Below are 25,863 nucleotides of genomic sequence, written 5' to 3' on the forward strand. Positions count from 1 at the left end.
CAGAACAACCCGACCCGAAAACAGCGAGATCCCCGCCACGGCGGGGATCTCGCACGTCACGACGGACGTAACTTCGGCTTAGACGAACTGGTAAAGCAAGGCCGCCATGCCGAAGCCCACCACGGAGAGCACGGTTTCCAGCACGGTCCAGGTCTTCAAGGTGTCCTTGACGGACATGTTGAAGTACTTCGAGATGATCCAAAAGCCGCCGTCGTTCACGTGGCTGGCGATGATTGAGCCGGAAGAGATCGCCATGACGATCAGCGCCAATTGGGGCTGCGAATAGTGTCCGGCGGTGAGCGCGGGGGCCAGGATCCCGCCGGTGGTGACGATCGCCACAGTGGCTGAGCCCTGGGCAATGCGCATGCCGCAGGCGATCACGTAGGCGGACACGATGACCGGGAGCCCCGCCTTGGACAAAGTGTCAGCTACCGCGTTGCCTACTCCGGTTGCTGAGAGGACCGCGCCGAAGAATGCACCCGCTCCAACAACAAGCAAGATCATGCCCACCGGCTTCAGTGAAGCAGAGCTGAGTTCGGAGAGCTCCTTGGCACTCATGCCCCGGCGGATGCCCAACAACCACATGGACAGTCCCACGGCAACGGTCAGCGCGATGGCCGGGTTGCCAAAGAACACCAAGGTGTCGCGGAATCCGCCGGCGGGCAGGAAGACGTTGCCGAAGGTGGCACCGAGGATCAGGACCATCGGCAGGCCAATCGCGAGGGCAACAAGGCTCATGGGCGGCTCGTGGCCCACGGCTTCTTCGGCCTCCGGGATCACGCGGTCCTCCGGAACGGCGATCTGCACGCGCTTGCCGATCCACCGGCCCCAGAGGATGCCGGAGGCGAACCAAGCCGGGATGCCGCAGGCCAAGCCCATGATGATGATCCAGCCAAGTTCAACGTGGAACAGCCCGGCGGCGGCTACCGGACCCGGGTGCGGCGGCAGGAAAGCGTGAGTTACGGAGAGGCCGGCGAGGAGCGGCAGGGCGTACAAGATGAGGGACTTCCCGCCTCGCACCGCCGCGACGTACACGAGGGGCGCGAGCACGAAGATGCCGATGTCGAAGAAGACCGGGATACCCAGGACGAAGCCGGTGACACCCATCGCCACGGGGGTGCCCTTTTCACCGAAGAGCTTCACGAGCTTCCCCAGGAGGACCTCCGCGCCACCGGAACGTTCCAGGATGGCGCCGAGCACGGTACCCAGGCCGATGATCAGGGTGATGTGTCCGAGGATCCCGGCGAAGCCCTTCTCAATGAGGGCATCCCCGCTCTTGATGGGCGAGCCGACAAGGGCATCGATGCTCACTCCGCCCACCAGCGCCACGAGCACGCTGGTACCCACCAGGGCGATGAACGGTTCGACCTTGACTTTGATGATCAGAAACAGCAGGAGGGCAATGCCCAACCCTGCCAGGAGAAGCAGGCCGGCTGTATCGTGCCGCAGCCAGTTCAGGAATTCATTCATGGAGGTTACTTTCTGGGGATTCCTACGTGAGGGTGGCGGTGAAGGCGAGGGCCCTGGCGGAGATGTCTGCCCACTCACCCGAGGCCACGGCGGCAGGAGGGACAACGCTGGTTCCGCAGCAGACCGCTGCTGCACCGGCGTCGAGATAGCTCTTGGCGTTCGACGCATCGATCCCGCCGGACGGAAGCAGCCGAATGCCGGGGTAAGGTCCCTGGAGATCCTTCAAGTAGGCCGGGCCGAGCTGCCTGGCCGGGAAGATCTTGACCGCGGCGGAACCGAGATCGAGGGCCTGCGCAACTTCCGTGGGTGTCATGGCGCCCAAGCTGAAGGGAATACCGGCCGCCACAGCCACGGCGGCCACCTCCGGACGGAGGCCCGGGGTTACCAGGAACTGGGCGCCGGCGTCGATGGCTGCCTTAGCCTGCTCGGCCGTCATGACGGTTCCGATCCCGACGGCGGCGCCGTGCTGGGCGGCAGTCTCCGCCGCCCGTCGCACATGGCTTAGCACGTCCGGCGTCGTGAACGTCAGTTCGACGCTGCGGATGCCGCCGTCAGCCAGGGCGCGGCAGAGCTCGGCAGCGTCGGGGATAAATGGCGCCCGGACGACGGCGAGGGTGCGGTCGGCCTCAAGCTGCTGGACGAATTCTTCAGGAGTCATGCGATTCGATACCTTCTTCTGGAGCTATTCGGGTGCGTCCGTCGGGGCTGCGGCGCAGGGCGCGGCCGGCGCGGGCGCCGGTGGGCTTCCCGCCGTCGATCGCTACCGTCCCGTTGACGAACACGTATTGGATGCCGGTGGCGGCTTGGCGGGGATTTTCAAAAGTGGCTTCGTCACGGATGGTCTCCGGATCGAAGAGCACGACGTCGGCCGCGTAGCCTTCGCGGACCAGGCCGCGGCAGCCGAGCTTGAGCCGCCCGGCCGGGCGTCCGCTCAAGTGGTGGACCATGTCTTCCAGAGTCAGCAAGCCCAAGTCGCGGCTGTAGTGGCCCAGGTAGCGGGGAAAAGTTCCCCAGGCGCGGGGGTGCGGCTTCGCCCCGACCAAGAGGCCGTCGCTGCCGCCGGTGTGGGCGCGGTGGACCATGATGGCCTGCACGTTTTCTTCGTGGCCAACGTGCTGCAGGATGCCGGTGCCTAGGCGGTCCTCTTCGAGGATCTGCACGAACACGTTGAAGGGCTCTTGTTCCGTTTCGGCGGCGATCGCAGCGATCGTTTTGCCCACATGGCCGGCGAGCGCGGGATTCTGGACGCCGCTGATCTCGAGCGTGTGCCACTCCGCAACCACTCCGTGGCAGCCGTCGGAGCCGTAGATCTCCACGCTCTCGCGGATCTTCGCCCTGGTTTCCGGGTCGGCCAGCCGGGCCAGCGTGGCTTCGGTGCCGCCAGAGGATGCCCAGCTGGGCAGGATGGCCGAAAGGGTGGTGGCGCCGGGCAAGTAGGGGTAGGTGTCGAGCGTGATGTCGGTGCCGGCGTCGAGGGCTGAGTCGATCAGCTCCAGCAGTTCGCCCGCCCGGCCCTTGTTTTCGGCGAAGTTCATGGTGGCGTGGGACAGGTGCAGGGCGCAGCCAGTAGTCCGGCTCAGCTCAATCATCTCGGCGTAGGCTCCGAGCGCGCCCTTGCCGTAAGAGCGGTGGTGCGGGGCGTAGAACCCGCCCAGCTCCCCCACGGTGCGGCAAAGTCCTGCCAATTCCTCGGTGCGGGCGTACATGCCGGGCGTGTAGGTCAGTCCGGAGGACATCCCCACGGCGCCTTCCTCCATGGCGGTGCGGACCACGTCCTGCATCCGCTCCTGCTGCTCCGGCGTCGGGTCCCCTTCGGCGAAGCCCATCACTAGGGCCCGGACGGTTCCTTGCGGCACGAGGTAGGCGGCGTTCGTGGCGATCCGGCCTTTGTTGTCTGCGCGATCGAGGCGGTCAAGGTACTCGCCCACCGTTCGCCAGTTCCAGTCGAAATCCTGCGGATTGTCGTTCCAGCCGGCGATCTTCTCGCGGACTCCAGCGAGGGTGGCGTCGTCTACCGGGGCGTAGGACAGCCCGTCCTGGCCCAGCAGTTCAGTGGTGACGCCTTGGCTGAGCTTGGCGTGGTGGTCCTTGTTGACCAATAGCTGGAGATCCGAATGGGCATGCATGTCGATGAAGCCGGGGCTCAGGACGAGTCCCGTGGCATCGATGATGCGCTCGGCGCCTGTTCCGCTGGCGGTGAGGGATCCGGCGTCGGCGACGACGGCGATCACCTCGCCGTCCAGCAGGACGTCCGCCGGGCGACGGTCCGCTCCGGTTCCGTCCACCAGGACGGCGTTGCTGATGAGTGTCTTCATGGCGCGTGTCCTAGAAGAAGGTGTGGATGAGGTCGACGACGGTTTGGTCGCCGTCCGTGTCCGCCAGCACCGGGATGAGCGTCCACTTGTCGAAGGCGGTGCACGGATGCGAAAGGCCCAGGCGCACCACGTCGCCGGGCCGCACAGTGGTGCTGCCGGCGTCGAACGTCATGAAGCAGTGCTGATCGTTCACGGCGGTGATCTCGGCACCGTCGAGCGGCTGCATCGGCCCGCCGAGAGCGGGTCCGATCAGCTGCGGACGGGGCAGGCCTTCGTCCACGGGTAAGTCGCGTTTGCCGGCGTCGAGGATGGCCAGGCCGGGCTCGGGCTGGGACACGACGCGCGCCCAGCCGTGCATCCCGGCCTTGAACGGCTGTCCGCCGTCGCGGGAAAACGGCGAGATGCCGCGGTAGAAGCCGTCATCGTGGATGATGTACGCGCCGCTGCGGATCATGAGTTCCACGCGCGGGCCAGCCTCGGAGCCGGCCGTGACGCGCGGCGACAGGACGTCGACGACGTCGTCGAAGTAGGCGCTCCCACCCGCGGTGAGGATGACGGCGTCGGACCCGTAGAGACTCTCGCTGAGCAGCCGCTCGTGGAGCTCCCGCATCTGGCCCAAGTAGCCGCGGACGGCGGCGAGACTGCCGGCGTCGGCCGAGTGGGCCAGCGATCCTTCGTAGCCGCTGACGCCGACCAGCCGCAGGTGAGGTGAAGCGGCCACGGACCGGGCGACGTCGAGCGCCGCGTCCACGCCCCGCGCACCCGTGCGTCCGCCGATTCCGCCAAGCTCAACCAGGACATCCAGGACGGCGTGGCTTCCGGCGGCTTCCAGGGTGCGGTCGATGACATCCACGGTGACGGTGGAATCCACCCAGGACAGGATCGGCTGATCCGGGCTGGAGGTCGCGGCAACCCATTCGATGGCATGCGGATCGGTGAGGCTATTGGCCAACTGCAGCCGCCGCACGCCGAATTCGCGGGCAACGCGGAGCTGCGCGAAGTTCGCCACGGTGATCCCCCAGGCGCCGCGGTTGAGCTGTTCGGCCCACAACTGCGGCGACATGGTGGTCTTGCCGTGCGGAGCCAGCAGCACGCCGTGCTCAGCACACCATGAGGCCAAGCGATCGGCATTGCCGCGAAGCGCGCCGGCGTCGAGGGTGAGCAACGGCGTCTGGAGGTCCGCAAGGGTGGGGCCTGCCGAGAGGAACTCGCGGTGGCTGGTGCCGTTGGCCGTCGCGGGCACTGCTTTGTGCCGCCAATCGAGCCGGACATCTGCCAAACGGGCCACGGCGTCGCTTGCAATTGCCCCGGACTCTGTCCCGGCTCCGGCCTCTATCCCTGCTCCGGACGTGGAAGTGTTCACCAGTTAGATCCCTTCACGGTGCGCATTTTTCGCAAGCTCCATCGCGTTGCGTATTTTGCAACGCGGGTTGCAAAGCTGTTGATGATATGTCTAACATGGTGCAGGATGAGGAGTCAAGGCCGCGGCAAGTCCCGGCAGCCCCGATCCGGCCACGGAAATCCCTTCTTCATTGGGGGTGTCGAGTGCCGCTGGAAGCGGCAGAGGGAGTGCGGGAGTTTCATGCTTTCAGCTGTATGTGTGGGCGAAACGATGGCCATGCTCACCCCGGTGAAGGCCGTCCCACTGCACCAAGCCACCGAGCTGCACTGCGGCATCGGCGGCGCCGAATCGAACGTTGCCATGGGCCTGGCTGCCATGGGCCTCGACTCGCACTGGGTGGGCAGGGTTGGCCAGGACGGATTCGGTACGCGGATCCTGGACGAGCTCAGCAGCCACGGCGTAGGCGTCGCCGGCGTCGAAGTTGACCCGGGGCGGCCCACCGGCCTGTACGTCAAGGTCCCCGCCCAGGAATCAGCTCCCGACGGCGGCAGTTCAGTTTTGTACTACCGGCAAGGTTCCGCCGCTTCGGCCATGGGCCCGGGCACCCTGGTGAATCCCGCCGTCGAGCGCTTGTTGAACGCGGCCGCGCTCATCCATCTAAGCGGCATCACGGCCGCGCTCTCGGCGGAGTGCCTCGAGCTGATGGAAGCCATCCTCGCCGCACCGAGGCACGGCCGCGTCATCAGTTTCGACGTCAATTGGCGTGCCGCACTCTGGGCCGGGCGGGACCACTCGGTGCTGCGCCGACTGGCCAATCTTGCCGACATCGTGCTGGTGGGCAAGGACGAGGCCGAGCACGCCTTCGGCACCACGGACGAAACTGAACTTCGGCACCTCATGCCCGATCCCGCCGTCGTCGTTATCAAGAACGAAGCCATCAGCGCCATCGCCCTGGAACGGGACGGCTCTCGCTCGGAAGTGACCGCCTTGTCCGTGGACGTGCTCGAGCCGGTGGGCGCCGGTGATTCTTTTGCTGCCGGCTACCTGAGCGGCATGTTGTTCGGACTCGAGCAGAAGGCGAGCCTCCGCCGCGGCCACGTCGCTGCAGCCTGCACCCTCACCGTGCACGGCGATCGCGGCCCCCTTCCCGACTCCGCCCTGCTTTCGGCCATCCTCGATTCCACCGACGCCGAATGGGCTGCGATCCACGTTGCCAGGGGGCACTTCAGCAGCCGTAACCGGAGCGTTCAAGATCGGAGCACAGCGCCATGAGCCAGAGCCTGATTCGGGCCCTTGACCTGCTTGCGGAACTCGCGGCCAAACCGGCCACCCTCGACGAGCTCGCCTCCAAGGCGTCCGTCCACAAAACCACGGTGATGCGCCTCCTGCATGCCATGGAGGAAAAGCGCTTCGTGGTCCGCGATGAGGACCAACGATTCATGCTCGGCTCCAAGCTGTTTGAGCTGTCCTCGCTCGCCTTGGAGCAGCGGGACATCCGCAAAGTGGCGCACCCCTACCTGGCCGAGCTGAACGGAAAGACCGGGCACACCGTGCACCTTGCCGCGTTCGAAGGAAACGACGTGGTGTACATCGACAAGTTCGAATCCCACCATCCCGTGCGGATGTACTCCCGGATCGGCCTGACAGCGTCCTTGCATTCGGCCGCCGTCGCAAAAGTCCTTCTTGCCGACATGCCACGCAGCCGGCAGGAACGAATCGCCGCGGATCTGGACTACACAAGAATTACCGACACCACCCTGACCTCACCGAAGGCCCTGCTGGCCGAACTGGAGCAGGTCAGGATCCAGGGCTGGGCCCACGACAACGCCGAGCACGAAGCCTTCGTGCACTGCATCGCGACCCCCATTCGCGACGCAACTGGCGCCGTCGTGGCCGCAGCCTCTTGTTCGGTACCGGTGGTGATGCTCAGCTATGAAGGATTGCTTGAGCTGCTGCCCGACCTCAAAGCCAGCACCGAGGCCATCTCCCGCGACCTCGGCTGGATCAGCCATGAAAGGAACTCAGCATGAGTGAAAAGACTGTAGTACTGACCGAAAATGCTCCGGCCCCGGCGCATGTATTTTCCCAGGGCATCCAGAAGGGCGGCATGTTCCAGGTATCCGGGCAGGGCCCGATGGATCCGGCCACCAACCAGTACATCGGCGAGGGTGACGTCCGCGTGCAGACCCGCCGCACCTTGGAAAACGTCAAGGCGATCCTCGAGGCCGGCGGCTCCTCGGTGGAGGACGTCATCATGTTCCGCGTCTACCTCACCACGCGCGACGACTTCCCAGCCATGAACGATGTCTACGGCGAGTTCATCACCGAAAACGTCCCCAGCGGCCAACTTCCGAGCCGCACTACGGTGTTCGTCGACCTCCCGCACGAAGTCATGCTCGTGGAAATCGACGCGCTGGCGGTAACGGGCTAACTTCGGTTTACGACAGGCAAATGGACCAGGGACACCGGAATTCCGGGGTCGCTGGTCCATTTCCGTGTCGCCAGTCCGTTAGAGCGTCGCTACAGCTCCGGCTGGCGCGCCGTCACTAGTCCGTCCGCCGTGGCAACAACAATCCCGTAAACCGTTTCCACCGGAAGGCCATTCCGGGCCCAATACTCAATGCCGCCGATCATTTCGCGTACCGGGTACCCGAGCTCGGCGAAGGCCAGGGCCGCGAAGGTACTCCCGTTGCAGCCCGGGCCCCACGAATAAACCACTACTGAACTCCGTGCCGGGATCAGCGCGGCTGCTCGCATTGGGATCTCTGCGGTCGGCAGGTGAACGGCTCCGGGGATGTGCCCGTGGTCCCACGAAGACTGACGGCGCGTATCAACCAGCACAAAGCTGCCGGGAGCCGCGTCCGCGACGTCCATGATGTCAATCTCGAACCGCAGCTTGCTGCGGAAGTAGGCGGACGCCGCGCCGCCCGGCCCGGCACCGGCCGTGGCGTCGGCCGCACCCCCGGCGTCAGCTGCGCCGCCCGCCCCAACCCCGGCACCGGCGTCGTTCATTGGCTTTTCCATCCGCACCCCTAGGCCAGCTTCGCGAGTTTGGCGTTGGCCCGTCGCGATCCCAGCTTGGCCGAGATGCGGAGGCTGGTTTCGGCGGCCATGGGACCTACTTCACGGACGCGTTTGGCGGTCATCCGGGACGACAACGAGGAGACGCTGAGGGCGGCAACCACGTGGTCGTCGTGGCCGAAGATCGGTGCCGCGACGCACCGGACCTCGGGCTCGTTCTCGCGGTCATCAATTGCATAGCCCCGGCGACGGATTGCGGCGAATTCCGCCCGCAGCTGCTCGGGATCCGTAATGGTTCTGTCGGTGATCGGCACCAGCTCGCTGGCCAGGATCGACGCCACCACTTCCTCAGGACTGAACGCCAGCATGGCTTTGCCTACCGCGGTACAGTAGGCCGGCATGGTCGCGCCGACCCTCGATGCCATGCGAACCGTTGCCTCATCCTCCACCTTGTCGAGGTAGACCACGTCGTGACCGGACAGGACCACAAGGTGGCAGGTGCTTTCTGTGGCGCGCATCAGCACCCGGAGTTCGGCGTTGGCGACGCTGCGCAAATCCAACCGATCCAAATAGGCCTGCCCCAGGCGGAGGCAACCGTGACCCAATCGGAAGCGGCCGCTTTCCGCGTCGCGTTCCAGCAGGTTTTCCTCCATCAGGGGCGCGGCCAAGCGCAGCACTGTGCTCTTATTGATCCCGGAGAGCTTGGTCAGCTCCACCAGGGCAAGTCCGTCGGCGCTCACCGGATGCTCCGCCACCACCGCCAGCAAAGCAAGCGCCTTCCGCAACGAGGCCGAGGAGTTCCGGGCCTCCGTGCCTTCTGTACCCACGTGTGTCCTATCCAGCGGCGCTGCGCTGCTCGGCGTCGTAATCGCGTTTCCAGCCAACCACGCCGGGCCTCAACTGCCAGGGTTTGGGCCCTGACAGCGGCCGGAATTCCACTCCCATGGCTTCCAGCCGTTCCAGATGGGCCCCTCCGAGCCTGGTCAGGAAACCATCGTAGTCCCGGTCCTCGGGCCGGGACCAGAGCACCTCCGCGACGGCACTCAGCCGCGGAAACGCTGCGAAGTGGACCCGCCGCGGCGAATCCAGGTGTTCGGTCCAGATGTTGGCCTGCGCCCCGAGGAGCCTGCCGGAATACGCGTCATGCGCACCGGCTGGCAGCGGTTCGAATTCATAGACGTCCTTCAGCGTAATGACGAACCCTACCGGCACGGGCTCGTCGTCGCCGTCGGCCTGACGGTGGTCGAGGTACAGCTTGTGCTCTGGGCACATGACCACGTCGTAGCCACTCTCAAGCGCCTTGATGCCCCCTTCATAGCCACGCCAGGAGGCAACCAGCGCGCCGTCAGGGAGTTCGCCGTCACCTATTTCGTCCCAGACGGACGTCACGCGCCCATGCCCGGCAAGGTGCTTTGCCAGCTGCCCGACAAACCAACTGTGCAGCCCGGAAACGTCCGGCAAGCCGAGTTCGGCGGCTTTGGCTTGCGCCTGTGCACTGGATTGCCACTGGGTCGGCGGAACTTCGTCCCCGCCCAAGCTGATCCAGCGGGAGGGGAAAATCTCCACCACTTCGTCGAGCACATTGCGGTAGAACTCCAGCGAAGTGTCCGAGACTTCCAGCACGGTCTCGTTGATTCCCCAGCGGGTCCAAACCTCTGCATCCGCACCCGCGCCCAGTTCCGGGTAGGCGGCGATGGCAGCCTGGCTGTGTCCCGGAACATCGATCTCCGGAATGACGCTGATGTGCCTTTCCGCCGCGAACGCGACCACTTCGCGGAGATCGTCCTGGCTGTAGAAGCCACCATGCGGAAGACCGTCGAAAATCCCGGCCCGCCACGAGCCCAGCGAGGACTCCCGCCGCCACGCTCCGGTCTCGGTGAGCTTCGGGTAGCGGTTGATCTGGATCCGCCAGCCTTGGTCGTCCGTGAGGTGCAGGTGCAGGACATTGAGCTTGTGCATGGCCATCACCTCGATGAACCGCAGCAGATTGTCCTTGGGCATGAAATGCCGGGCCACGTCCAGCATCACGCCTCGGTAACCGAAGCGGGGCTGATCCTGGATGGACACCTTTGGAACCTGCCATGCGCCTCCAACTTCCGCAACGGGCGCTTGTCGCAAGGCTGCGGGTCCCAGCAACTGCAGGAGCGTCTGCGCGGCATAGAAGGCTCCTGCCGGGCCACCCGAGTGAATCACGACGGCGGCGCCCACCTCCAGGCGATAGGCCTCAGCGTCGAGCTCCGGGTCAAGCCGAAGGCTGATGCTCGCATGAGCCACGGCGGCCGGAAACAGGTCCCAGCCCGTGGCCGCGCCGAGGGTCCGGGCCAGCCAGCGACGCGCGCCGTAGAGCTCCGGATCGGTGGCCAAGGTGGCGGCTGAGTCCAGTTCCAGGAAACCGTCGCCGGACTCAACCGAGCACGGAACGGGAACCAGCAGATCTGCAGCGCTCATCCTTTCACCGCCCCGGCCAGGCCGGACACGAGCTTTCGCTGCACGGCGATGAAGAAGATCAGCACCGGAATGGTCATGATCACGGAACCGGCCATGATGGCACCCCAATCGTTCTGGTCGGGCTTGAAGAAGGTCAACAATGCCATGGGCAGCGTCTGGTTCTCCTGGGCGGAAATGATGAACGTCTTCGCGAACAGGAAGTCATTCCACGTTGAGATGAAGGAGAACACCGAGCACGCCACCACGCCCGGTGCCACCAGCGGGAAGAGCACCGAGCGAACAAATCGGAAGCCACTTGCCCCGTCCAGACGCGCTGCTTCCTCGAGATCCACCGGCACGGCTGCCACAAAGCCACGAAGCATCCAGATCGCGAACGGAATGCTGAACCCGACGTGCACCAACACCAGGGAGCCGAGCTGGTTCAAACCCACCAGCGGTATCGCCTCGCCCGCGTTGCGGAGCAGGAAGAACAGCGGAATCGTCAGCGCTTCCACTGGCACCATCTGGGACACCAGGACCACGATCAGCAGCTTGGTGCGCATTTTGAATTCGTAACGGGTCAGCGCCACGGACGCCAGGAAAGCCAGCACTGTCGAAATGATGACGACCACAACCGCCACAATCACGCTGTTGAGGAAGTACCTGCCGAAATTGTTCACGGAAAGCACCCGCATGAAGGAATCGAACGACGGTTCCATGGTGAACGGTGCCGCGTCGCCGGCGTCGAGTGCTGTCTTCGGCTTGAGGGCCGAAAGGACCATCCAGAACAGGGGGAACGCGACGAGGAGCGCGATGGCGAGGGCCGCAGCGTCGGCGCCCCAACGGCGTCGTCCGCCGTTGCGGAACTTTTGCGGAGCTTCCGCAGGCCGGTTCTTTCGGAGTGAAACTTCGACGGCGGTCACAGGGCTTCTCCCGTTCTCTTGAGGATGCGGAGGTACACCAGGGTGATGATCATCAGCAGGGCGGTCATGATGACACCGAGGGCCGAACCGAGGCCGTAAAGGCTGGCCGCGAATGCCTGCTGGTAGCCGTAAACGTTCAGCACGAGGTTCTGTCCGGCGATGCCGCCGCCGTTGGTCATGATGTAGATCTGCGAAAAGATCTTGAAGTTCCAGATAATCGACTGGATGGTCACCACGATCACGATTGGCCGCAGCATGGGAAGCATGATGCTGCGCGCGATCCGGGGCATGGAAGCACCGTCCAGCCGGGCCGCCTCAATCACTTCGGTGGAGATCGCCTGGATGCCGGCGTAGACCGTCACGAGCACGAACGGGAACGAGCACCACACCACTTCGCTGGCTACCAGCCCAAAGGCCGACCACTTGTCGTAGGTCCAGGAGTAGCCGTTGAACTGCGTCAAGCCCACGGAGACGAGCACCTTGTTGACGAGCCCCAGGGTGGGGTCGAAGAGGAAAAGCCACACGGCGCTGCCGGTGACGGCCGGGGTGGCCCAAGCGCCGAGCGAGACCACGAATAGCGCAGTCCGGACCCAGGGCCGCAGCCGCGTAGCCAATACCGCCAAGGATGTTCCCACCAGCAGAGTCAGGACAACGCAAGCGCCCGCGAACAGCACGGTGTTGCCCAAAACAGACCAGAACTCAGGATCGGCGACGAGCTTCTGGTAGTTCTCCAGGCCCGTGAACTGAAGTGGTGCCTTGCCACTGACTTGGGCTTGGCGGTAGTCGTACAACGAAACGTTGATCAGCTGGAAAATCGGGTATCCCAGCAGCGCGATCAGGACGATGAACGCCGGAGCCAGGTAGAGCCACGGTTCCAGGCCGCGCTTGCGTAGCGAACGACGGCGGGAACTGCCCGCCGTCGTCGGCTTGCGGTTCCGCGTTCCGCTGGTCTTCGCTTTCGCCGATGCGAGCGCCGTCATGCACTACCTCCCGGTGCGGATCCGGCTCGAGACAGGAGACGCATCATTTGGATCCGAAGACCTTGTTCATGGCCTTGGCAGCATCGGCACTGGCCGTGTTGACGTCCGCCTTGCCGGTAACGATCTTCTGGTACATGCCTGTGAAGATGCCTTGGGCGTCGATCGTGGACCAGGTTTCCGTCACTGGGACAAAGTTGGTGCCGGCGGCGAGGGTCTTGATGAAAGGCGCAACTTGCGGGTTGGAGTCCGCCACGGTCTTTTGCACATCGCTGAAGGTGGGCAGGTTGCCCATGGAATCGAACATCTTTTGCTGGTACTTCTTGCTGGCCAAAAGCTTCACAAAGTCGGCGGCCAAGGTGTGGTGCTTGCTGCTGTTGAAGACGCCGAGGTTGTTGCCGCCCGCGAAGGCCGGGGCGATCGATCCAGCGGTCTTTCCGGGGACCGGAACTACGGCGAATTTGTCCTTGACGGCACTGGCAGCCACTGCCTTGTAGTTGAAGTCGCCACCGATCGTCATGGCTGATTTTCCAGCGATGAACTGCTGGACGCTGGCGTTTCCGCCGAATTCGGCGCAAGTCTGCGGCGGGCAGATATCGTCCTTGAGGAGCCGGGCGTAGGCAGAGATGCCGTCCTTGGATTCCGTCGAGTCCAACCCGGAGACAAAGGTATCGCCCTTCTTCGTGGCAATACTGCCGCCGTTTGCCCAGAGGTAGGGCATGGCGGAGAACTGGGCAGCTCCACCGACGGAAATGCCGAGCGTGTCCGGGTTCGCCGCACGGACGGCGCGGGCCACGGTTTCGACGTCGGCGAGGGTCTTGGGAACCTCGAGGCCTGCCGCCTTCAGGAGGTCGGTGCGGTAGTAGAGGGCGCGGACACCCACGAACCAGGGCACGCCGTAGTTCTTGCCGCCAATGTCGGTGGTGGCCAGGATCTTGCCGTCAAGATCCTTGGACTCGTCCCAGCCCTTGATGTCGGCGGTCATATCGGACAATCCGCCCGATGCCACATAGTTGGCGAGGTCCGTGTTGCCGAATTCGGCGACGTCGGGAGCGCTGGAGGGATCGTTGAACGCGGCCTTGAATCGCTCCGCCCGGCTGTCGACCGGGATGTATTGGACATCAACCTTGGCGCCACTGTGGCTGGCTTCGAAATCGGATACGGCTGCTTTGACTACAGCGGACTTGGGATCCTGGTTGACTTCCGAGAAGAGCCACACGCGGATGGTGCCGGACTTGTCGTCCGAGGATGATGCGGCGTTGTTCGACGTGGGCGGGGCGCAGGCCGTCAGGGCGAGGGCGGCGAGGGCAAAGGCAGCCGCAGAGCTTGCGATTTTCAATGGATCCTCCATGAGAAAAGGGTTGGTTGCCCGGCGGTTCCCCCGCGTCGGGTATGGAAGGAAACTTTACAAACATACTTATGTGAGCGGAAGCACAAGCGTCAAAAGGTTTGCATTGCAAAACGAGAATTTGTAAAGCGACCTCCTTTCATGACCTGGCGCATACCCCTCGGGGGTACTTGATTTATACCCCCCTGGGGTATACCTTTGCAACATGAGCACGGTCGATGTGAACCCCACAGATTTGAAGTCCACAGATTTGAAGTCCGCAGAGTTGAAGTCCGCCGAGTTGAACCCGGTTGACTTGAACCCGGTTGACTTGAACATTGCGCAGCCCGGCATCGAGATCGAGGACGGGGCGCATTCCCAACACGGCTACTCCCCCAACAAAGACGCCTACCTTCGGCGCCTCAAGCGGATCGAGGGCCAAGTACGCGGTATCGCGCGCATGGTCGAAGAGGACAAATACTGCATCGACATCCTCACGCAGGTCTCGGCCGCCACTAAAGCCCTGCACGCCGTGAGCCTCGGGCTCGTGGAGGAACATATTGGGCACTGCGTAGTCGGAGCCGCATCCGAATCCGATCCCATGGTTCGCGCAGAGCAAATCGACATCAAGGTCAAGGAGGCCGCCGATGCCATCGGGCGCCTGCTGCGGTAATCCCGCAAGCACTCACCACACAATCCAATTCACCACCAAGGAGCACGCCATGGGTCACACAGCCACCATCCAAACGAACGTCAGCGTTTCCGGCATGACCTGCGGGCACTGCGTTTCAGCCGTTAGCGAGGAAATCGAGTCCTTGGCCGGCGTGGAGAGTGTCGAAATCGATCTGAATGCCGGCGGAATCTCCACGGTCACCATCACCTCCACCCAGGAGTTGTCGCCGTCTGAAATCGGCGAGGCCGTAGCCGAAGCCGGCTACCTGGTAGTCGCCAACGAGGCCTAGGGGCCAGCGTGAGCAACCAGGAGATCTTGCACCAGCCAGGTACACGCGTCATCGAACTCGATATAGAGGGCATGACGTGCGCATCCTGCGTGTCCCGCGTGGAGCGGAAACTGGGCAAGCTCGACGGTGTGGAAGCCTCCGTGAACCTCCCCCTCGAATCAGCCCAGGTAACAGTTCCGGCAAACGTTACGGACCAACAAATCGTGGACACCGTCAACGCCACGGGCTACAAAGCCTGGATCCGCGAATCGAGGGCAACGCCTCCGTACGCCCACGCCCAGCCTGAACACGCGGAACACCACGAACCCGCCATGCTCGGCCCGCTCGAGACCGACGCCGGGCACCTTGGTACAGCGGGCCAGTCTGAGCAGGATCACAGCGACGGTGCCGGTGGTATGCCGCAGCATGCGTCTAAGCTGGGCCCACGCCGGCAGGGTCCCCTGGCCGAGCTTGCGAGGTTAGGGGGCCGGTGGGGCGGCACGAGCGAGCATGCAGAGCATGGCGCCGGTGCCGGCGCGGCTGGCGACCACAAAGCGCAAGCGCAAGGCGAGCACGACTTGCGCGCCCACGAAGACCATATGCATCACGGTCCTGCGGGCCGCCAGCTGAAGCCAAGACTGATCGCCGCCGCCACACTGACGGTCCCGGTCTTCGCCATCTCGATGATTCCGGCATTGCAGTTCCCGCAATGGGGATGGGTTGCCGCCGTTCTGGCACTTCCGGTGGTGACCTGGGCTGCGTGGCCCTTCCACCGCGCCGCTGCCATCAACGCCCGCCACTTCGCCTCCACCATGGACACGCTTGTCTCCATCGGCGTCCTGGCCGCGTACCTCTTTTCGGCCTGGCAGCTTTTCGCCAACCCGATGATGACGGAACACCCCGGCATGGAATCCGCGGGGACGGGCGGTGGGCTGTACTTCGAAGTTGCCGCCGTCGTCACTACATTCCTGCTCCTTGGCCGCTACCTTGAGGCCAACGCCAAAGCTAAGGCCGGCGATGCCCTTAAAGCCCTCCTGAATCTGGGCGCCAAGGACGCAACGGTGCTGCGAGACGGCGTCGAGCACAAGATCCCGGCCGAGCAACTCGTGGCCGGGGACGTCTTCGTGGTCCGTCCGGGCGAGAAGATCGCCACCGACGGCGTGGTGACGGGCGGTGCATCCGCCGTCGACGCTTCGCTGATCACGGGCGAATCCGTGCCGGTGGAAGTCGGCCCGGGCAGTCAGGTTACTGGTGCCACCATCAACACTTCGGGACGCCTTCTGGTCCGCGCTACGAGGGTCGGGTCCGAGACAACGCTGGCGCAGATGGGGCGTCTGGTCAGCCAAGCACAGACGGGCAAGGCCCCCATTGCACGGCTCGCCGATCGCATTAGCGCCGTATTCGTTCCGGTGGTGCTCGTCATCGCCGTCGTGACTTTCGTCTTGTGGCTCGTCCTGAACGGAGACCTCAATGCCTCGTTCACGGCTGCCGTCGCGGTGCTCGTGATTGCCTGCCCGTGTGCGCTCGGGCTCGCGACACCAGTGGGCCTGTTGACCGGAACCGGTCGCGGTGCACAACTCGGCATCCTCATCAAAGGCCCGCAGGTTCTTGAAGATACCCGCACCGTGGACGCCATTCTGCTGGACAAAACCGGTACCGTTACTAGCGGCAAACTGGCCGTCGGACACACAGTGGCCCTGAATGGCCACTCCCCTGCCGACGTTCTGTCTATCGCGGGTGCTGTTGAGGCAGCTTCGGAGCACCCTATTGCCCAGGCCATCGCCGCTGCAGCCAAGTCTGCGGTGCCCGACGCCGGCAGGCTCCCCAGCGTGAAAGACTTCAGTTCCGCCCCGGGCGGGGGAGTTCGCGGGACAGTTCCGGCGAACGGAAGCGGAGCTGAGCGCATTGTTGTCGCCGGCAGGACCGGCTGGCTGGAACAAAACGGGATCTTCCCCGACGATACGCAGCGCCAGGCCCTGGCCGCTGAGGAAGCCGGTGGCGCCACCGCTATCTGGGTTGCCGTGGATGGGGAGCCTGCTGGAATCGTCACGCTCAGGGACACCGTCAAACCCGGTTCGGCCGCAGCGATAGCAAGGCTCAAGGAACTTGGAATCCGGCCCATGCTGCTGACTGGAGACAATGCCGCGGTCGCTACCCAAGTGGCTGCCGCCGTCGGGATCGCCACGGAAGATGTGTTCGCGGGCATCCTGCCGGAAGGCAAAGTGTACGCGGTAAGGAAACTACAAGCCCAGGGATCCACCGTGGCCATGGCCGGGGACGGAGTCAACGATGCGGCGGCCCTCGCGCAAGCCGACCTCGGGATTGCCATGGGTTCGGGCACGGATGTTGCAATCGAGGCTTCGGACCTGACCGTGATGGGGAGCGATCTCGGCCAACTCGTTCAAGCCATCGAGCTATCCCGGAAGACCCTCACCACCATCAAGACGAACCTGTTCTGGGCGTTCTTCTACAACGCCATAGGCATCCCGGTGGCGGCCCTCGGTTTGCTTAACCCGATGATCGCCGGCGCGGCCATGGCAGCAAGCTCGGTCCTAGTGGTCACGAACTCGCTGCGGCTCCGGTCGTTCGCAAAATAGCCCCAACGCACTCGACTAACTGCCAGGTGTTGTCGCCAACCGGCCGGTAAGCGACAACAACTGCCCCATCAGTTTGGGCCTAAGCCGTTCCGAAACGAACGGCAGCCCGGGCCCTGGCTTTGGCGGCCTCCTCGTCGCGGCTCCGCGCTGGCGCGTGGGTCACGAGGGAATCGAGCAGATGCTGGGTGATGTGCGCGATCTCGTGGACGGCCTCAGCGAAGGCCTCCTCGTTCACCTTGGACGGCTTGGTGCTGCCACTGATTTTGCGCACGTACTGAAGGGCTGCAGCTTCCACCTCCGCCGAGGTGGCTCGTGGCTCGAAATTATGAAGGGTGTGGATGTTGCGGCACATACCAACATGCTAGGCCCCGGCCCGGTCTTCCGGGGTCCCTGAAATGACATTCTGCCCCGGAGTAGCCCCCGCCTCACCAGCCCGCCTCTCCACCCGGGGCGTCCGAGCAGGATCAGGCTTCCCACTAACATGGTGAACACCGAAGGTCCGGACTCACAGCGCCCGGACCTTCTGCGATTGCAGCGATCCCCACAAACCGCCAGCGCGGTCACAACCAATCGCGAGCCCGCGCGGGGATCGGTCTAGAAGACCCTCTCGGAAGGAACCGGCTCGACGTCGTTGGCGTGGTCAAGCTCCCGGGCCACCTCATGCTTGCCGGGCTCCGCGGCATCACGTTGGTCAGCCCGCAGCTCGTCAACACGTACCAGGACCACTCCGCAGACGATGAGCGCACCACCCAAGAGCTGGATGGTTCCGGGCAGTTCGGAAAGCAGCAGCCACGCCCACACCACGGCGAACAGAACTTCAGTGAGCGAGACAAAGGACGCCACCTTGGATCCGAGACTGCGGGCCGCCATGATACCGGTGACGTAGGACAGCACGGTGGACAGGATGATCAGGCCGGCCACGGAAACCCACCACGGCGTGGTCCACGGCCCGAGTTGGGTGTCCGCGGTGGCGAAAGTCATGGATAGCATTCCGGTCCCACCGGCAATCCAAATCAGGATGGAGCCTGCCATGAGACCGCCGGAGGCCAGGACGATCGGCGGAAGCGTGTCGTTCTGCTTGGCTGTGATGAAAAAGTAAATGACCAGGCAGACGGCCGCGGCCATGCCCCACAGGACGCCGGCGAAGTCCACCTTCACGGAGCCGGTCAGGTCAAGCACCAGGACGAGTCCACCAAGGGAAAGCAGCGTTCCGGCAGCGGTGAGCGCGCGGGGACGACGTCGGCTCGCTGCCCACAGCCACAGCACGATCATGGTGGGGGCGAGGTACTCGAGCAGCAGCGCGACCCCGACGGACAGCCTGGACACTGCATTGAAATAGAAAAGCTGGCATCCCGCAACGCCAATCACACCGAACAAGAGAATGGTGAGCCAGTTGTCCTTGAGTTGGTGCCAACGGCCCCGGAGGGCGACGACGGCGGGGATCACCAAGATGAGCGCGGCACCGCTCAGCCGGATGGCAACAGCAGCACCGGGGGTCCACCCGGTTTCCAGCAGGGACTTGGCAAATGAGCCGGACAGGCCGAAGACCGCTGAGGAGAAGAGCGCGAGTCCCAGGCCCGATGCCATGAAACCTCCAGCAGCAGCCCGGGTTGTTGCAGCTGACACGGCAGCCTCCTGTCAGGAGTAAAATGGGTTACGCTGCTGACAATACTCCCGAGAGATGTAAGGAGTCAAAGTGCTTTTTGCACCTGACACTGAAGTGGCGCTGCGCAGCGTGGTCAATTTGATCAATACGTCCGCCAACGGCACCGAATCCCTCACGAGCGTCGCCGAGCTTAACGCCTTCCTGGACGCGGAAGAATTCACCGGGACAAGAGCCGGGACCGAGGCCGAGCTACTCAGCGTGAAGCGCCTGCGGAGCCAGCTCGCTTCCCTGTGGACCTCCGATGAGGATGCGGCCGCAAAGACCGTCAACCGGCTCCTTACCGACGCACGCGCGCTCCCCCAGCTGGTCAAACACGACCATTGGGATTGGCACCTACACGCCACCACTCCAGAAGCGCCCCTCGCTGAACGCATGGGGACGGAGGCTGCCATGGCACTCGTGGACGTAATCCGCAGCAAGGAAATGGACCGCTTACGGGTGTGCGGCGCGGACGATTGCGACGCGGTCGTGTTGGATTTGAGCCGCAACCGCTCCAAGCTCTATTGCGACACCGGAAATTGCGCCAACCGCACGCACGTGGCTGCCTATCGAGCCCGAAAAGCGTCAGGTACAGAGTGAGCCAACGGCGTCACGTCGGGCAACTTTTCGGAGCGGACGACGGCGGTCTGCCGCGTGTTTCCGGGGTTGCCATGGTGGCCGGGCGGCTAAAAGTTGCGTGGCGTGACGCGAACCTGACAGTAACCTAGCGCTGGTCGGCGTCGGGGTTTTCCGTCTCGCTGCCCGACTTGGAGGGCGCAGAAGCGTGGCCGTGGCCCGGCTTCCTGGAACTCAGATTAACGCCCGAGCCTTTGCCGAGATGCTCGGCGTTTTCCTTGTGGCTCATGGAAAGCATGGCTGCGATAACGAGGCTCACGATGAATGCGATGCCGGCGCCGGTAAAGGCGAGGTCAAAGCGCGGAGTGCGGGCACTGCCACCGGAGGCGAAAATCAGCACGGCGAAGAAGATCACGACGCCCCAGAACGCGGAGAACATCAGCGGTCCCTTAACCGAGGTCCGCGCCTTGCGCGGCTCTCCTGGTTTCTGGTCAGCCAAGGTCATTCCTCCAATGTGGCGTGGGTGCCGGCGCCGTGCGCGCCGTGAGAGTTCTACGCAGAGTAGAACGTACGATTACTAGTTTACGGCCTCGGCGGAGGGGGTTCGCCCATCGTGCCGCAGGCTCAGACCGGAAAGCACCCACAAGACACCCGAGATGATGGCGCCACCACCGGCAACCCCGAGCAGTGCGTGTGCGCCAAGGCTGATGAAGAACGGCAACGCCACGGCGGTCCCGATTCCTACCACCCCGGAAATCATCCAGTCGCGGGCGAGTACGTGCCGTCCGCGCTGACGGAATCCTTGGACCAGTTCAGACAACCCAAGCACCAGCAGTCCCACGAGCGCGGAAACCGCCGCCCCGGTATCGGATTGCGTGATCAGGGCGCCAACCCCGCCCAGTGCAACAACGACCGCTACGGCAGCAGGAAGGCTGGCGGCAAGGAACCCGGCGCCCGCCGTTGCCAGGAGATAGAGTCCGGCAGCCCAGGCCAGAACTTGCACGGACGGCGAGCCCCAGAAGACGGTCACGGCTCCGAACACCAGCGCAACACCGGCACGGAGAAGGACGGGCTTCCAGAGCCCGGCTGCTGTGGGCGTGGATGAAGTCGCTGAAGAGGCGGGGAGAGTCACCCGTCCAGTTTAGTGCGAACCGAGGACCATCCACTTGTCCGTGCGGGCCCGCAGCCCCAACGTGACTCCGCGGGCCAGCATGTAGCCCAGCGCAAACGCTGCCCACAGCCACACGAGCCCCGCCGCGCCGTCGGGCCTTGTCAGGTGGACTGCGGCCAGAAGGGGCAGATAAACCGCAAGGTTCACGACGCCGGCAATCGCCAGGTAGCGGGCGTCGCCTGCGCCGATCAGGACGCCGTCCAGGACGAAGACGTACCCGGCGAGAGGCTGCCCGACGGCGAGCACCCACAGTGCCGCGGTGAGCGCGGACTGAACGCCGGCGTCGGGAGTGAAGAGGAAACCCGCCCAGGGAGCCGCCACCGCGAGGAGCGCGCCGGTCACCACACCGAAGCCCACGCCCCAGCGGATCATGGTGCGCGTGAGTTCGCGAGCCCGAGCCGGATGGGAAGCTCCGAGTTCCTTCCCGATGAGGGCCTGCGCGGCAATCGCCAAGGCGTCCAGGGCGAAGGCAAGAAAGGAAAAGATGGTCATCGCGAGTTGGTGCGCGGCGAGGTTCACCGACCCCTGGGAAGTGACCACCAGGATCGTGGCCAGGATTGCTAAGCGCAGGCTGAGGGTGCGGAGCATAAGCCAAGAACCGACGGTGGTCATCGTGCGGATGCCCTGCCAGTCGGGACGGAGCGAAACGCCATGGCGACGGGCATTTCGGCCCACCATCACCAGATAGACGGCAGCCATGGCCCACTGTGCGATGCTGGTGCCGATGGCGGACCCCGCGACGGACCAATGTAACCCGTAGACCAGGACCACGTTGAGGGCGATGTTAAGGGCGAAGCCCGCCGTCGCGACCACCAAGGGGGTGCGGGTGTCCTGCAGTCCGCGCAAAACACCAGTGCCGGCGAAGATCAGGAGCATGGCCACGAGTCCCGGCATGGACCAGCGCAAATAGTCCACGGCGTATGCCCGGACCTCGCCGTTGGCCCCGAGTAGCCCGACCAGCGGTTCAGCCGCGAGGAAGCCCGCCACCGCCAGGACCGTGCCCAGCAGCAGGGCCAGCCAGACGCCGTCGCGCCCTGCGGCGAGGGCTTTGGTGAGCTTTCCGTCCCCGATGGCCCGCGCCACGGCCGGAGTTGTCGAATATGCCAAAAAGACCATAAGTCCGACGGCGGTGTGCAGCAGCGCGGAAGCCAGGCCTACGCCGGCGAGTTGCGGGACGCCGAGGTGCCCGACAATTGCAGAGTCGGCCAGCAGGAAGAGGGGTTCGGCAATGAGCGCACCAAGGGCGGGGACGGCCAGGCGCAGGATCTCGCGGGCGTTGGAGGGCGCGGTGGGACGGGTCACTGTTCGGGGCACTTTCCCAGCCTAGCGGGGCCTCGGAGGTCACAAGGGTGGAGCGTCGTCCGGGGTCGAGGGATGGTTTTCCCGTGGCTGGCGAAGTGAACCTCATAGTTCCGGAGGCGGTTCGGCCGCGTCACATTTGTTGACACCTCAAGCAAAGTTCGAAAGGCTTGAGTTGAAGCTTCAACAAACCGACTCCGGCCATGGGAGCTTCGCGACAGTCAACCGCTACCCGAAACCGGTGCAATCACATGAACCAGTCCACCCTGACCAACACAGCCCTTACCGTCCTGCGCGTCATCGTCGGCTTCATCTTCGCCGCGCATGGCTGGCAGAAATTCAATGAGTTCACCATCGCCGGGACCCAAGCCGCTTTCGGCAAGATGGGCGTTCCGGCCGCCGACGTTGTGGCCCCGATCGTTGCAACCATCGAGCTGGTCGGCGGCATCGCTCTTATCGCGGGCGTGCTGACCCGCGTCTTCGCCGCCCTCCTTGCGCTGGACATGCTCGGCGCCTTGTTCCTGGTCCACGCCCCGGCCGGCCTGTTTGCGGACAAGGGCGGCTACGAATTGGTGCTGGCACTCGCCGCCGGAGCGGCGGCCGTGGCCCTGACCGGCGCCGGGCGGATCTCCGTCGACGCCGCAGCGTTCGGCAGGAAGGGTTCCAAGCTGGGGATCCTCGCCTAAGGGCTGAATTCGGCACCAAGCGCTTCCGCGCTGGCGACACTTTAACGGGCTGGCGACACCGGAATTCGGGCGTCGCCAGCCAGATTGCGCGTCGCCAGTCCGTTTGGGCGCCGCCAGTCCGTCATACTGCGCATCGGCATCCGCGCCGTCGATACACTCACGTCATGAGCGAGCTCCCCTCCCACTCCGTCACGCTGCGATTCCTTGCTTCCCCCACCGACGTCGGACACAGCGGGTCCGTCGACGCCGGAACGGTTCTTGAGTGGGTGGACAAAGCCGCCTACGCGGCCGCCGTTGGTTGGGCGAAGTCCTACTGCGTCACGGCGTACGTGGGAAACATCCATTTCGCCGATCCCGTGAACAGCGGAGACATGGTGGAGGTGGAAGCCACCATCGTCTACACGGGACGCTCTTCAATGCACATCCGGACCATCGTTTCCTCCGGCGATCCCAAGGGCGGTCCTGCAACGATGCGCAGCCAGTGCTTGGTGATCTTCGTCGCCGTCGGCCCCGACGGCAGGCCGGTCCCGGTCCCCCAGTTCGAGCCGTCGACGCCGGGGGAGATTGAGCAGCGAAACAGCGCCCTCGCCAGGATCGCCGTGCGGGAACAGATTGTCGAAGCCATGAACGCACAGGAATATACCGACGCCGGTACGTCCGAGCGGGTTGTTCTGCGTTTCATGGCGGCCCCCACCGATGTGAACTGGGGAGGGAAGGTCCACGGCGGCATCGTCATGAAGTGGATCGACGAGGCCGCGTACGTCTGCGCTTCCCGCTATTGCGGCAAGGACACGGTAGCCGTGTTCTCCGGCGGCGTGCGCTTCTACCGCCCGCTCATGATCGGCGACGTGGTGGAGGTCGAAGCCCGTCTCGTCTACACAGGCCGCAAAGGCATGCACATTGCGGTGCACGTGCGTTCAGGGAACCCGAAGAGCCGCGAGATGAATCTGACCACGTACTGCCTCACAGTCATGGTTGCCCGGGATGAGACCGGCACGTCCGTTCCGATCCCACAGTGGGTACCGGAGACGGACGAGGACCGGCGACTTCATGCCCACGCCCGCGAGCTGCTGGAGATCCGCGGAGGGGCGCCGGGAAACCGGATGCCGGACCACCTGCTGAATGGCGGGTAGGTCCCGCAGGACCGGACTGCCGGTCGGAGCTCGCGACGTCGGCCGGAATTAGAACCCGCCGCCGGTCTCGCCCGCCATGTTCGCGAAGCGCGAGTAATGGCCCTGGAAGGCAACCACAATGTCCTTGGTGGGGCCGTTACGGTGCTTGGCGATGAGGATGTCGGCCTCTCCGGCGCGGGGGGATTCTTTGTCGTAGACGTCTTCGCGGTGAAGCAGGATGACCATGTCGGCGTCCTGCTCAATGGAGCCTGATTCACGAAGGTCCGAGACCATGGGCCGTTTGTCCTGGCGCTGTTCAGACCCACGGTTCAACTGGGAGAGCGCAATGACCGGAACCTGGAGCTCCTTGGCCAGCAGCTTGAGGGCTCGCGAGAATTCTGAGACTTCCTGCTGGCGTGACTCCACCTTCTTGCCGGAGCTCATGAGCTGGAGGTAGTCGAGGATCACCAGTTTGAGGTCATGCTGCTGCTTCAGGCGGCGGCACTTCGCCCTGATTTCCATGAGGGACATATTGGGGCTGTCGTCAATGAAAAGGGGTGCGTCGTTCATGCGGCCCATGGTGGTGGCGATCTTGGACCACTGTTCGTCCTTGATGGTGCCCTTGCGGAGGTCCTGAAGGCCAATGGTGGCCTCCGCGGACAGCAGTCGCATGGCGATTTCATTCCGTCCCATTTCCAGGGAGAACATGACGGTGGCGAGGTTGTGCTTGATGGCAGCGGAACGGGCGAAGTCCAGCGCGAACGTTGACTTACCGACGGCCGGGCGCGCGGCGATGACGATCATCTGGCCCGGGTGCAGACCATGGGTGAGCTCATCAAGTTCGTAGAACCCGGTGGGGACGCCCGTCATGCCTTCCCCGCGGTGGCCGGATGCCTCGATCTCGTCAACGGTGGATTCCATGACGTCCTTGAGCGCCACGTAGTCTTCCGCGGTGCGGCGTTCGGCCACGGCATAGATCTCGGCCTGGGCCTGGTTGACGAGGTCTTCCACCTCGCCGTCCTGGCCGTAGCCCATCTGGACGATCTTGGTGCCGGCGTTGACGAGGCGGCGCAAGACGGCCCGTTCAGCCACGATTTCGGCGTAGTAACCGGCGTTTGCCGCCGTGGGCACGGTCTGGATGAGCTCGTGCAGGTAGGCGGGGCCACCGATCCGGTTGATCTCACCGCGCTTGGTCAGCTCATCCGACACCGTGACAGCGTCTGCGGGTTCGCCGCGGCCGTAGAGGTCGATGATGGACTCATAGATGGTCTCGTGGGCCGGGCGGTAGAAGTCATGGCCGCGGACAAGTTCCACGACGTCGGCGATAGCGTCTTTGGAGAGCATCATGCCGCCAAGAACTGACTGCTCAGCGGGGATGTCCTGGGGAGGTTTGCGGCTGGCGTCCGATGTCCGGCCGCCCTCGATCGAATCCAAGTGCGTAACTGACAAGCCGTCCTCCATTGTGTACCGCGGCAGATAACTGTTCCCGGCGGTGCGGTAGGCCAATGCCCCGGTGTGGGTTGTTCCGACCGCCCGATTTCTGCCGGCTGGTCCAAACTGTTCCGTAGGGCACTGACAATTTTGGATTCCCCGATTTCCACAGCTTTTCCACAGACCGGCCGCGGGCACGCTGGTTACCGACGGCGCCATGGCGCCGCACACGAGAAATAGGGGTTTTCCAAGTACCTAAAGCAGGTACTCAGCCACGTTAGCCCTGCTTTTCCGAGGCACCAAGCCGGGCTTGTGGATAAAGTGTTGAAAACATGCCCCTACTTGTGCACAGTCTGTGCAGTACCCTGTGGAAAGAGAAATTCTTTTTCCGGAAAATGGCCCTTGAACTGGGGAAACGTTCTCCATGCCATGTGGATCAAAAGTATTTTGGTCCACCGCTCATCCACAGGCCAATTCGCCCAATCCACACTCCCGAGCCCACTCAACGGCCCCAAGAGGGATAAATATGCCAAAAATGTGATGCTCCCCACAATCACCTTCCGAATTTGACAGCAGGCTCTCAGAAGCTATGCCGAAACAGGA

At 64.1% G+C, this 25,863-nt stretch carries 25 protein-coding genes; 9 read left to right on the forward strand and 16 right to left on the reverse strand.

The window, feature by feature from the left end; genetic code table 11:
• Positions 1-78: 78 nt before the first annotated feature.
• Genes OOZ51_RS05060 through OOZ51_RS05075 form a run of 4 tightly spaced genes read right to left on the reverse strand, consistent with a single transcriptional unit; the run spans position 79 to position 5,148 of the window.
• A complete protein-coding gene (locus OOZ51_RS05060; RefSeq protein ID WP_265978048.1) occupies positions 79-1,470 on the reverse strand; it encodes a GntP family permease in 1,392 nt (463 codons plus the stop codon).
• 22 nt (positions 1,471-1,492) lie between these two features.
• Positions 1,493-2,128, reverse strand: coding sequence for a bifunctional 4-hydroxy-2-oxoglutarate aldolase/2-dehydro-3-deoxy-phosphogluconate aldolase (locus OOZ51_RS05065; protein ID WP_265978049.1), 636 nt, complete (start codon positions 2,126-2,128; stop codon positions 1,493-1,495).
• Complete coding sequence (locus OOZ51_RS05070; protein ID WP_265978050.1) at positions 2,118-3,785, reverse strand: N-acyl-D-amino-acid deacylase family protein; 1,668 nt, start codon at positions 3,783-3,785, stop codon at positions 2,118-2,120. Before OOZ51_RS05070 ends, OOZ51_RS05065 begins: the two co-directional genes overlap by 11 nt.
• 10 nt (positions 3,786-3,795) lie before the next feature.
• The gene (locus OOZ51_RS05075) at positions 3,796-5,148 is read right to left on the reverse strand and encodes a type III PLP-dependent enzyme domain-containing protein (protein WP_265978051.1); all 1,353 of its coding nucleotides are present in this window, start codon (positions 5,146-5,148) and stop codon (positions 3,796-3,798) included.
• A 219-nt stretch (positions 5,149-5,367) separates the two neighbouring features.
• Between OOZ51_RS05075 and OOZ51_RS05080 the strand changes: the two genes are divergently transcribed.
• Genes OOZ51_RS05080 through OOZ51_RS05090 form a run of 3 tightly spaced genes read left to right on the forward strand, consistent with a single transcriptional unit; the run spans position 5,368 to position 7,558 of the window.
• Complete coding sequence (locus tag OOZ51_RS05080; RefSeq protein ID WP_265978053.1) at positions 5,368-6,399, forward strand: sugar kinase; 1,032 nt, start codon at positions 5,368-5,370, stop codon at positions 6,397-6,399.
• Positions 6,396-7,157: an IclR family transcriptional regulator gene (locus OOZ51_RS05085; protein WP_265978055.1), complete on the forward strand. Its 762-nt coding sequence runs from the start codon at positions 6,396-6,398 to the stop codon at positions 7,155-7,157. Before OOZ51_RS05080 ends, OOZ51_RS05085 begins: the two co-directional genes overlap by 4 nt.
• The gene (locus OOZ51_RS05090; protein WP_265978056.1) at positions 7,154-7,558 is read left to right on the forward strand and encodes a RidA family protein; all 405 of its coding nucleotides are present in this window, start codon (positions 7,154-7,156) and stop codon (positions 7,556-7,558) included. The genes OOZ51_RS05085 and OOZ51_RS05090 overlap by 4 nt, the downstream gene beginning before the upstream one ends.
• 89 nt (positions 7,559-7,647) lie before the next feature.
• Here OOZ51_RS05090 and OOZ51_RS05095 read toward each other — a convergent pair whose 3' ends face one another.
• The 6 genes from OOZ51_RS05095 to OOZ51_RS05120 form a co-directional block, all read right to left on the reverse strand.
• On the reverse strand, positions 7,648-8,001 hold the full coding sequence (locus tag OOZ51_RS05095; protein ID WP_265978282.1) for a rhodanese-like domain-containing protein: 354 nt from the start codon (positions 7,999-8,001) through the stop codon (positions 7,648-7,650).
• A gap of 158 nt (positions 8,002-8,159) precedes the next feature.
• The gene (locus tag OOZ51_RS05100; protein ID WP_265978058.1) at positions 8,160-8,975 is read right to left on the reverse strand and encodes an IclR family transcriptional regulator; all 816 of its coding nucleotides are present in this window, start codon (positions 8,973-8,975) and stop codon (positions 8,160-8,162) included.
• A 7-nt stretch (positions 8,976-8,982) separates the two neighbouring features.
• Complete coding sequence (locus tag OOZ51_RS05105; protein WP_265978059.1) at positions 8,983-10,596, reverse strand: beta-N-acetylhexosaminidase; 1,614 nt, start codon at positions 10,594-10,596, stop codon at positions 8,983-8,985.
• Positions 10,593-11,498: a carbohydrate ABC transporter permease gene (locus tag OOZ51_RS05110; protein WP_265978061.1), complete on the reverse strand. Its 906-nt coding sequence runs from the start codon at positions 11,496-11,498 to the stop codon at positions 10,593-10,595. Before OOZ51_RS05110 ends, OOZ51_RS05105 begins: the two co-directional genes overlap by 4 nt.
• Positions 11,495-12,478, reverse strand: coding sequence for a carbohydrate ABC transporter permease (locus OOZ51_RS05115; RefSeq protein WP_265978062.1), 984 nt, complete (start codon positions 12,476-12,478; stop codon positions 11,495-11,497). Before OOZ51_RS05115 ends, OOZ51_RS05110 begins: the two co-directional genes overlap by 4 nt.
• A 43-nt stretch (positions 12,479-12,521) precedes the next feature.
• Entirely contained in the window at positions 12,522-13,814 is a 1,293-nt protein-coding gene (locus OOZ51_RS05120; protein WP_265978068.1) for an extracellular solute-binding protein, read from the reverse strand.
• 319 nt (positions 13,815-14,133) lie between these two features.
• On the opposite strand from OOZ51_RS05120, the gene OOZ51_RS05125 reads away from it, so the two are divergent.
• From OOZ51_RS05125 to OOZ51_RS05135, 3 genes are read left to right on the forward strand one after another with little or no spacing between them, the layout of a single operon-like run.
• Positions 14,134-14,475, forward strand: coding sequence for a metal-sensitive transcriptional regulator (locus OOZ51_RS05125; protein ID WP_323054686.1), 342 nt, complete (start codon positions 14,134-14,136; stop codon positions 14,473-14,475).
• Positions 14,476-14,524: 49 nt separating this feature from the next.
• On the forward strand, positions 14,525-14,764 hold the full coding sequence (locus OOZ51_RS05130; RefSeq protein ID WP_265978069.1) for a heavy-metal-associated domain-containing protein: 240 nt from the start codon (positions 14,525-14,527) through the stop codon (positions 14,762-14,764).
• Positions 14,765-14,772: 8 nt separating this feature from the next.
• A complete protein-coding gene (locus tag OOZ51_RS05135) occupies positions 14,773-17,340 on the forward strand; it encodes a heavy metal translocating P-type ATPase (protein WP_265978070.1) in 2,568 nt (855 codons plus the stop codon).
• A 79-nt stretch (positions 17,341-17,419) separates the two neighbouring features.
• On the opposite strand, the gene OOZ51_RS05140 is transcribed toward OOZ51_RS05135, so the two are convergent.
• Positions 17,420-17,692 (reverse strand): DUF2277 domain-containing protein, encoded by a 273-nt coding sequence (locus tag OOZ51_RS05140; protein ID WP_265978072.1) that lies wholly within the window; start codon positions 17,690-17,692, stop codon positions 17,420-17,422.
• 242 nt (positions 17,693-17,934) lie between these two features.
• The gene (locus OOZ51_RS05145) at positions 17,935-18,966 is read right to left on the reverse strand and encodes an EamA family transporter (protein WP_265978073.1); all 1,032 of its coding nucleotides are present in this window, start codon (positions 18,964-18,966) and stop codon (positions 17,935-17,937) included.
• A 70-nt stretch (positions 18,967-19,036) separates the two neighbouring features.
• Between OOZ51_RS05145 and OOZ51_RS05150 the strand changes: the two genes are divergently transcribed.
• Positions 19,037-19,585, forward strand: a complete 549-nt coding sequence (locus OOZ51_RS05150; RefSeq protein ID WP_265978074.1) for a CGNR zinc finger domain-containing protein — start codon at positions 19,037-19,039, stop codon at positions 19,583-19,585.
• A gap of 124 nt (positions 19,586-19,709) precedes the next feature.
• On the opposite strand, the gene OOZ51_RS05155 is transcribed toward OOZ51_RS05150, so the two are convergent.
• The 3 genes from OOZ51_RS05155 to OOZ51_RS05165 form a co-directional block, all read right to left on the reverse strand.
• A complete protein-coding gene (locus tag OOZ51_RS05155; protein ID WP_265978076.1) occupies positions 19,710-20,066 on the reverse strand; it encodes a hypothetical protein in 357 nt (118 codons plus the stop codon).
• A 72-nt stretch (positions 20,067-20,138) separates the two neighbouring features.
• Positions 20,139-20,693 (reverse strand): DUF308 domain-containing protein, encoded by a 555-nt coding sequence (locus OOZ51_RS05160; RefSeq protein WP_265978077.1) that lies wholly within the window; start codon positions 20,691-20,693, stop codon positions 20,139-20,141.
• Between the two features lie 9 nt (positions 20,694-20,702).
• Entirely contained in the window at positions 20,703-22,046 is a 1,344-nt protein-coding gene (locus tag OOZ51_RS05165; RefSeq protein WP_265978078.1) for an MATE family efflux transporter, read from the reverse strand.
• Between the two features lie 236 nt (positions 22,047-22,282).
• Between OOZ51_RS05165 and OOZ51_RS05170 the strand changes: the two genes are divergently transcribed.
• Together OOZ51_RS05170 and OOZ51_RS05175 are read left to right on the forward strand one after the other, a co-directional pair.
• Positions 22,283-22,717, forward strand: coding sequence for a DoxX family protein (locus tag OOZ51_RS05170; protein ID WP_265978079.1), 435 nt, complete (start codon positions 22,283-22,285; stop codon positions 22,715-22,717).
• Positions 22,718-22,881: 164 nt separating this feature from the next.
• Positions 22,882-23,850, forward strand: coding sequence for an acyl-CoA thioesterase (locus OOZ51_RS05175; RefSeq protein ID WP_265978080.1), 969 nt, complete (start codon positions 22,882-22,884; stop codon positions 23,848-23,850).
• Positions 23,851-23,898: 48 nt separating this feature from the next.
• Here the strand turns inward: OOZ51_RS05175 and dnaB are convergent, their stop codons facing one another.
• Entirely contained in the window at positions 23,899-25,278 is a 1,380-nt protein-coding gene (dnaB, locus tag OOZ51_RS05180; RefSeq protein ID WP_265978081.1) for a replicative DNA helicase, read from the reverse strand.
• Positions 25,279-25,863: the final 585 nt, after the last annotated feature.

It is taken from the genome of Arthrobacter rhizophilus, from assembly GCF_026241105.1.
Taxonomy (GTDB): Bacteria; Actinomycetota; Actinomycetes; order Actinomycetales; family Micrococcaceae; genus Arthrobacter.

Bases quoted from the DNA above. Each gene is read 5' to 3' on its own strand.
- OOZ51_RS05060 (WP_265978048.1), bottom strand. From the start codon at position 1,470: ATGAATGAATTCCTGAACTGGCTGCGGCACGATACAGCCGGCCTGCTT.
- OOZ51_RS05065 (WP_265978049.1), bottom strand. From the start codon at position 2,128: ATGACTCCTGAAGAATTCGTCCAGCAGCTTGAGGCCGACCGCACCCTC.
- OOZ51_RS05070 (WP_265978050.1), bottom strand. From the start codon at position 3,785: ATGAAGACACTCATCAGCAACGCCGTCCTGGTGGACGGAACCGGAGCG.
- OOZ51_RS05080 (WP_265978053.1), top strand. From the start codon at position 5,368: ATGCTTTCAGCTGTATGTGTGGGCGAAACGATGGCCATGCTCACCCCG.
- OOZ51_RS05085 (WP_265978055.1), top strand. From the start codon at position 6,396: ATGAGCCAGAGCCTGATTCGGGCCCTTGACCTGCTTGCGGAACTCGCG.
- OOZ51_RS05090 (WP_265978056.1), top strand. From the start codon at position 7,154: ATGAGTGAAAAGACTGTAGTACTGACCGAAAATGCTCCGGCCCCGGCG.
- OOZ51_RS05095 (WP_265978282.1), bottom strand. From the start codon at position 8,001: ATGGACGTCGCGGACGCGGCTCCCGGCAGCTTTGTGCTGGTTGATACG.
- OOZ51_RS05105 (WP_265978059.1), bottom strand. From the start codon at position 10,596: ATGAGCGCTGCAGATCTGCTGGTTCCCGTTCCGTGCTCGGTTGAGTCC.
- OOZ51_RS05115 (WP_265978062.1), bottom strand. From the start codon at position 12,478: ATGACGGCGCTCGCATCGGCGAAAGCGAAGACCAGCGGAACGCGGAAC.
- OOZ51_RS05130 (WP_265978069.1), top strand. From the start codon at position 14,525: ATGGGTCACACAGCCACCATCCAAACGAACGTCAGCGTTTCCGGCATG.
- OOZ51_RS05140 (WP_265978072.1), bottom strand. From the start codon at position 17,692: ATGTGCCGCAACATCCACACCCTTCATAATTTCGAGCCACGAGCCACC.
- OOZ51_RS05155 (WP_265978076.1), bottom strand. From the start codon at position 20,066: ATGACCTTGGCTGACCAGAAACCAGGAGAGCCGCGCAAGGCGCGGACC.
- OOZ51_RS05170 (WP_265978079.1), top strand. From the start codon at position 22,283: ATGAACCAGTCCACCCTGACCAACACAGCCCTTACCGTCCTGCGCGTC.
- OOZ51_RS05175 (WP_265978080.1), top strand. From the start codon at position 22,882: ATGAGCGAGCTCCCCTCCCACTCCGTCACGCTGCGATTCCTTGCTTCC.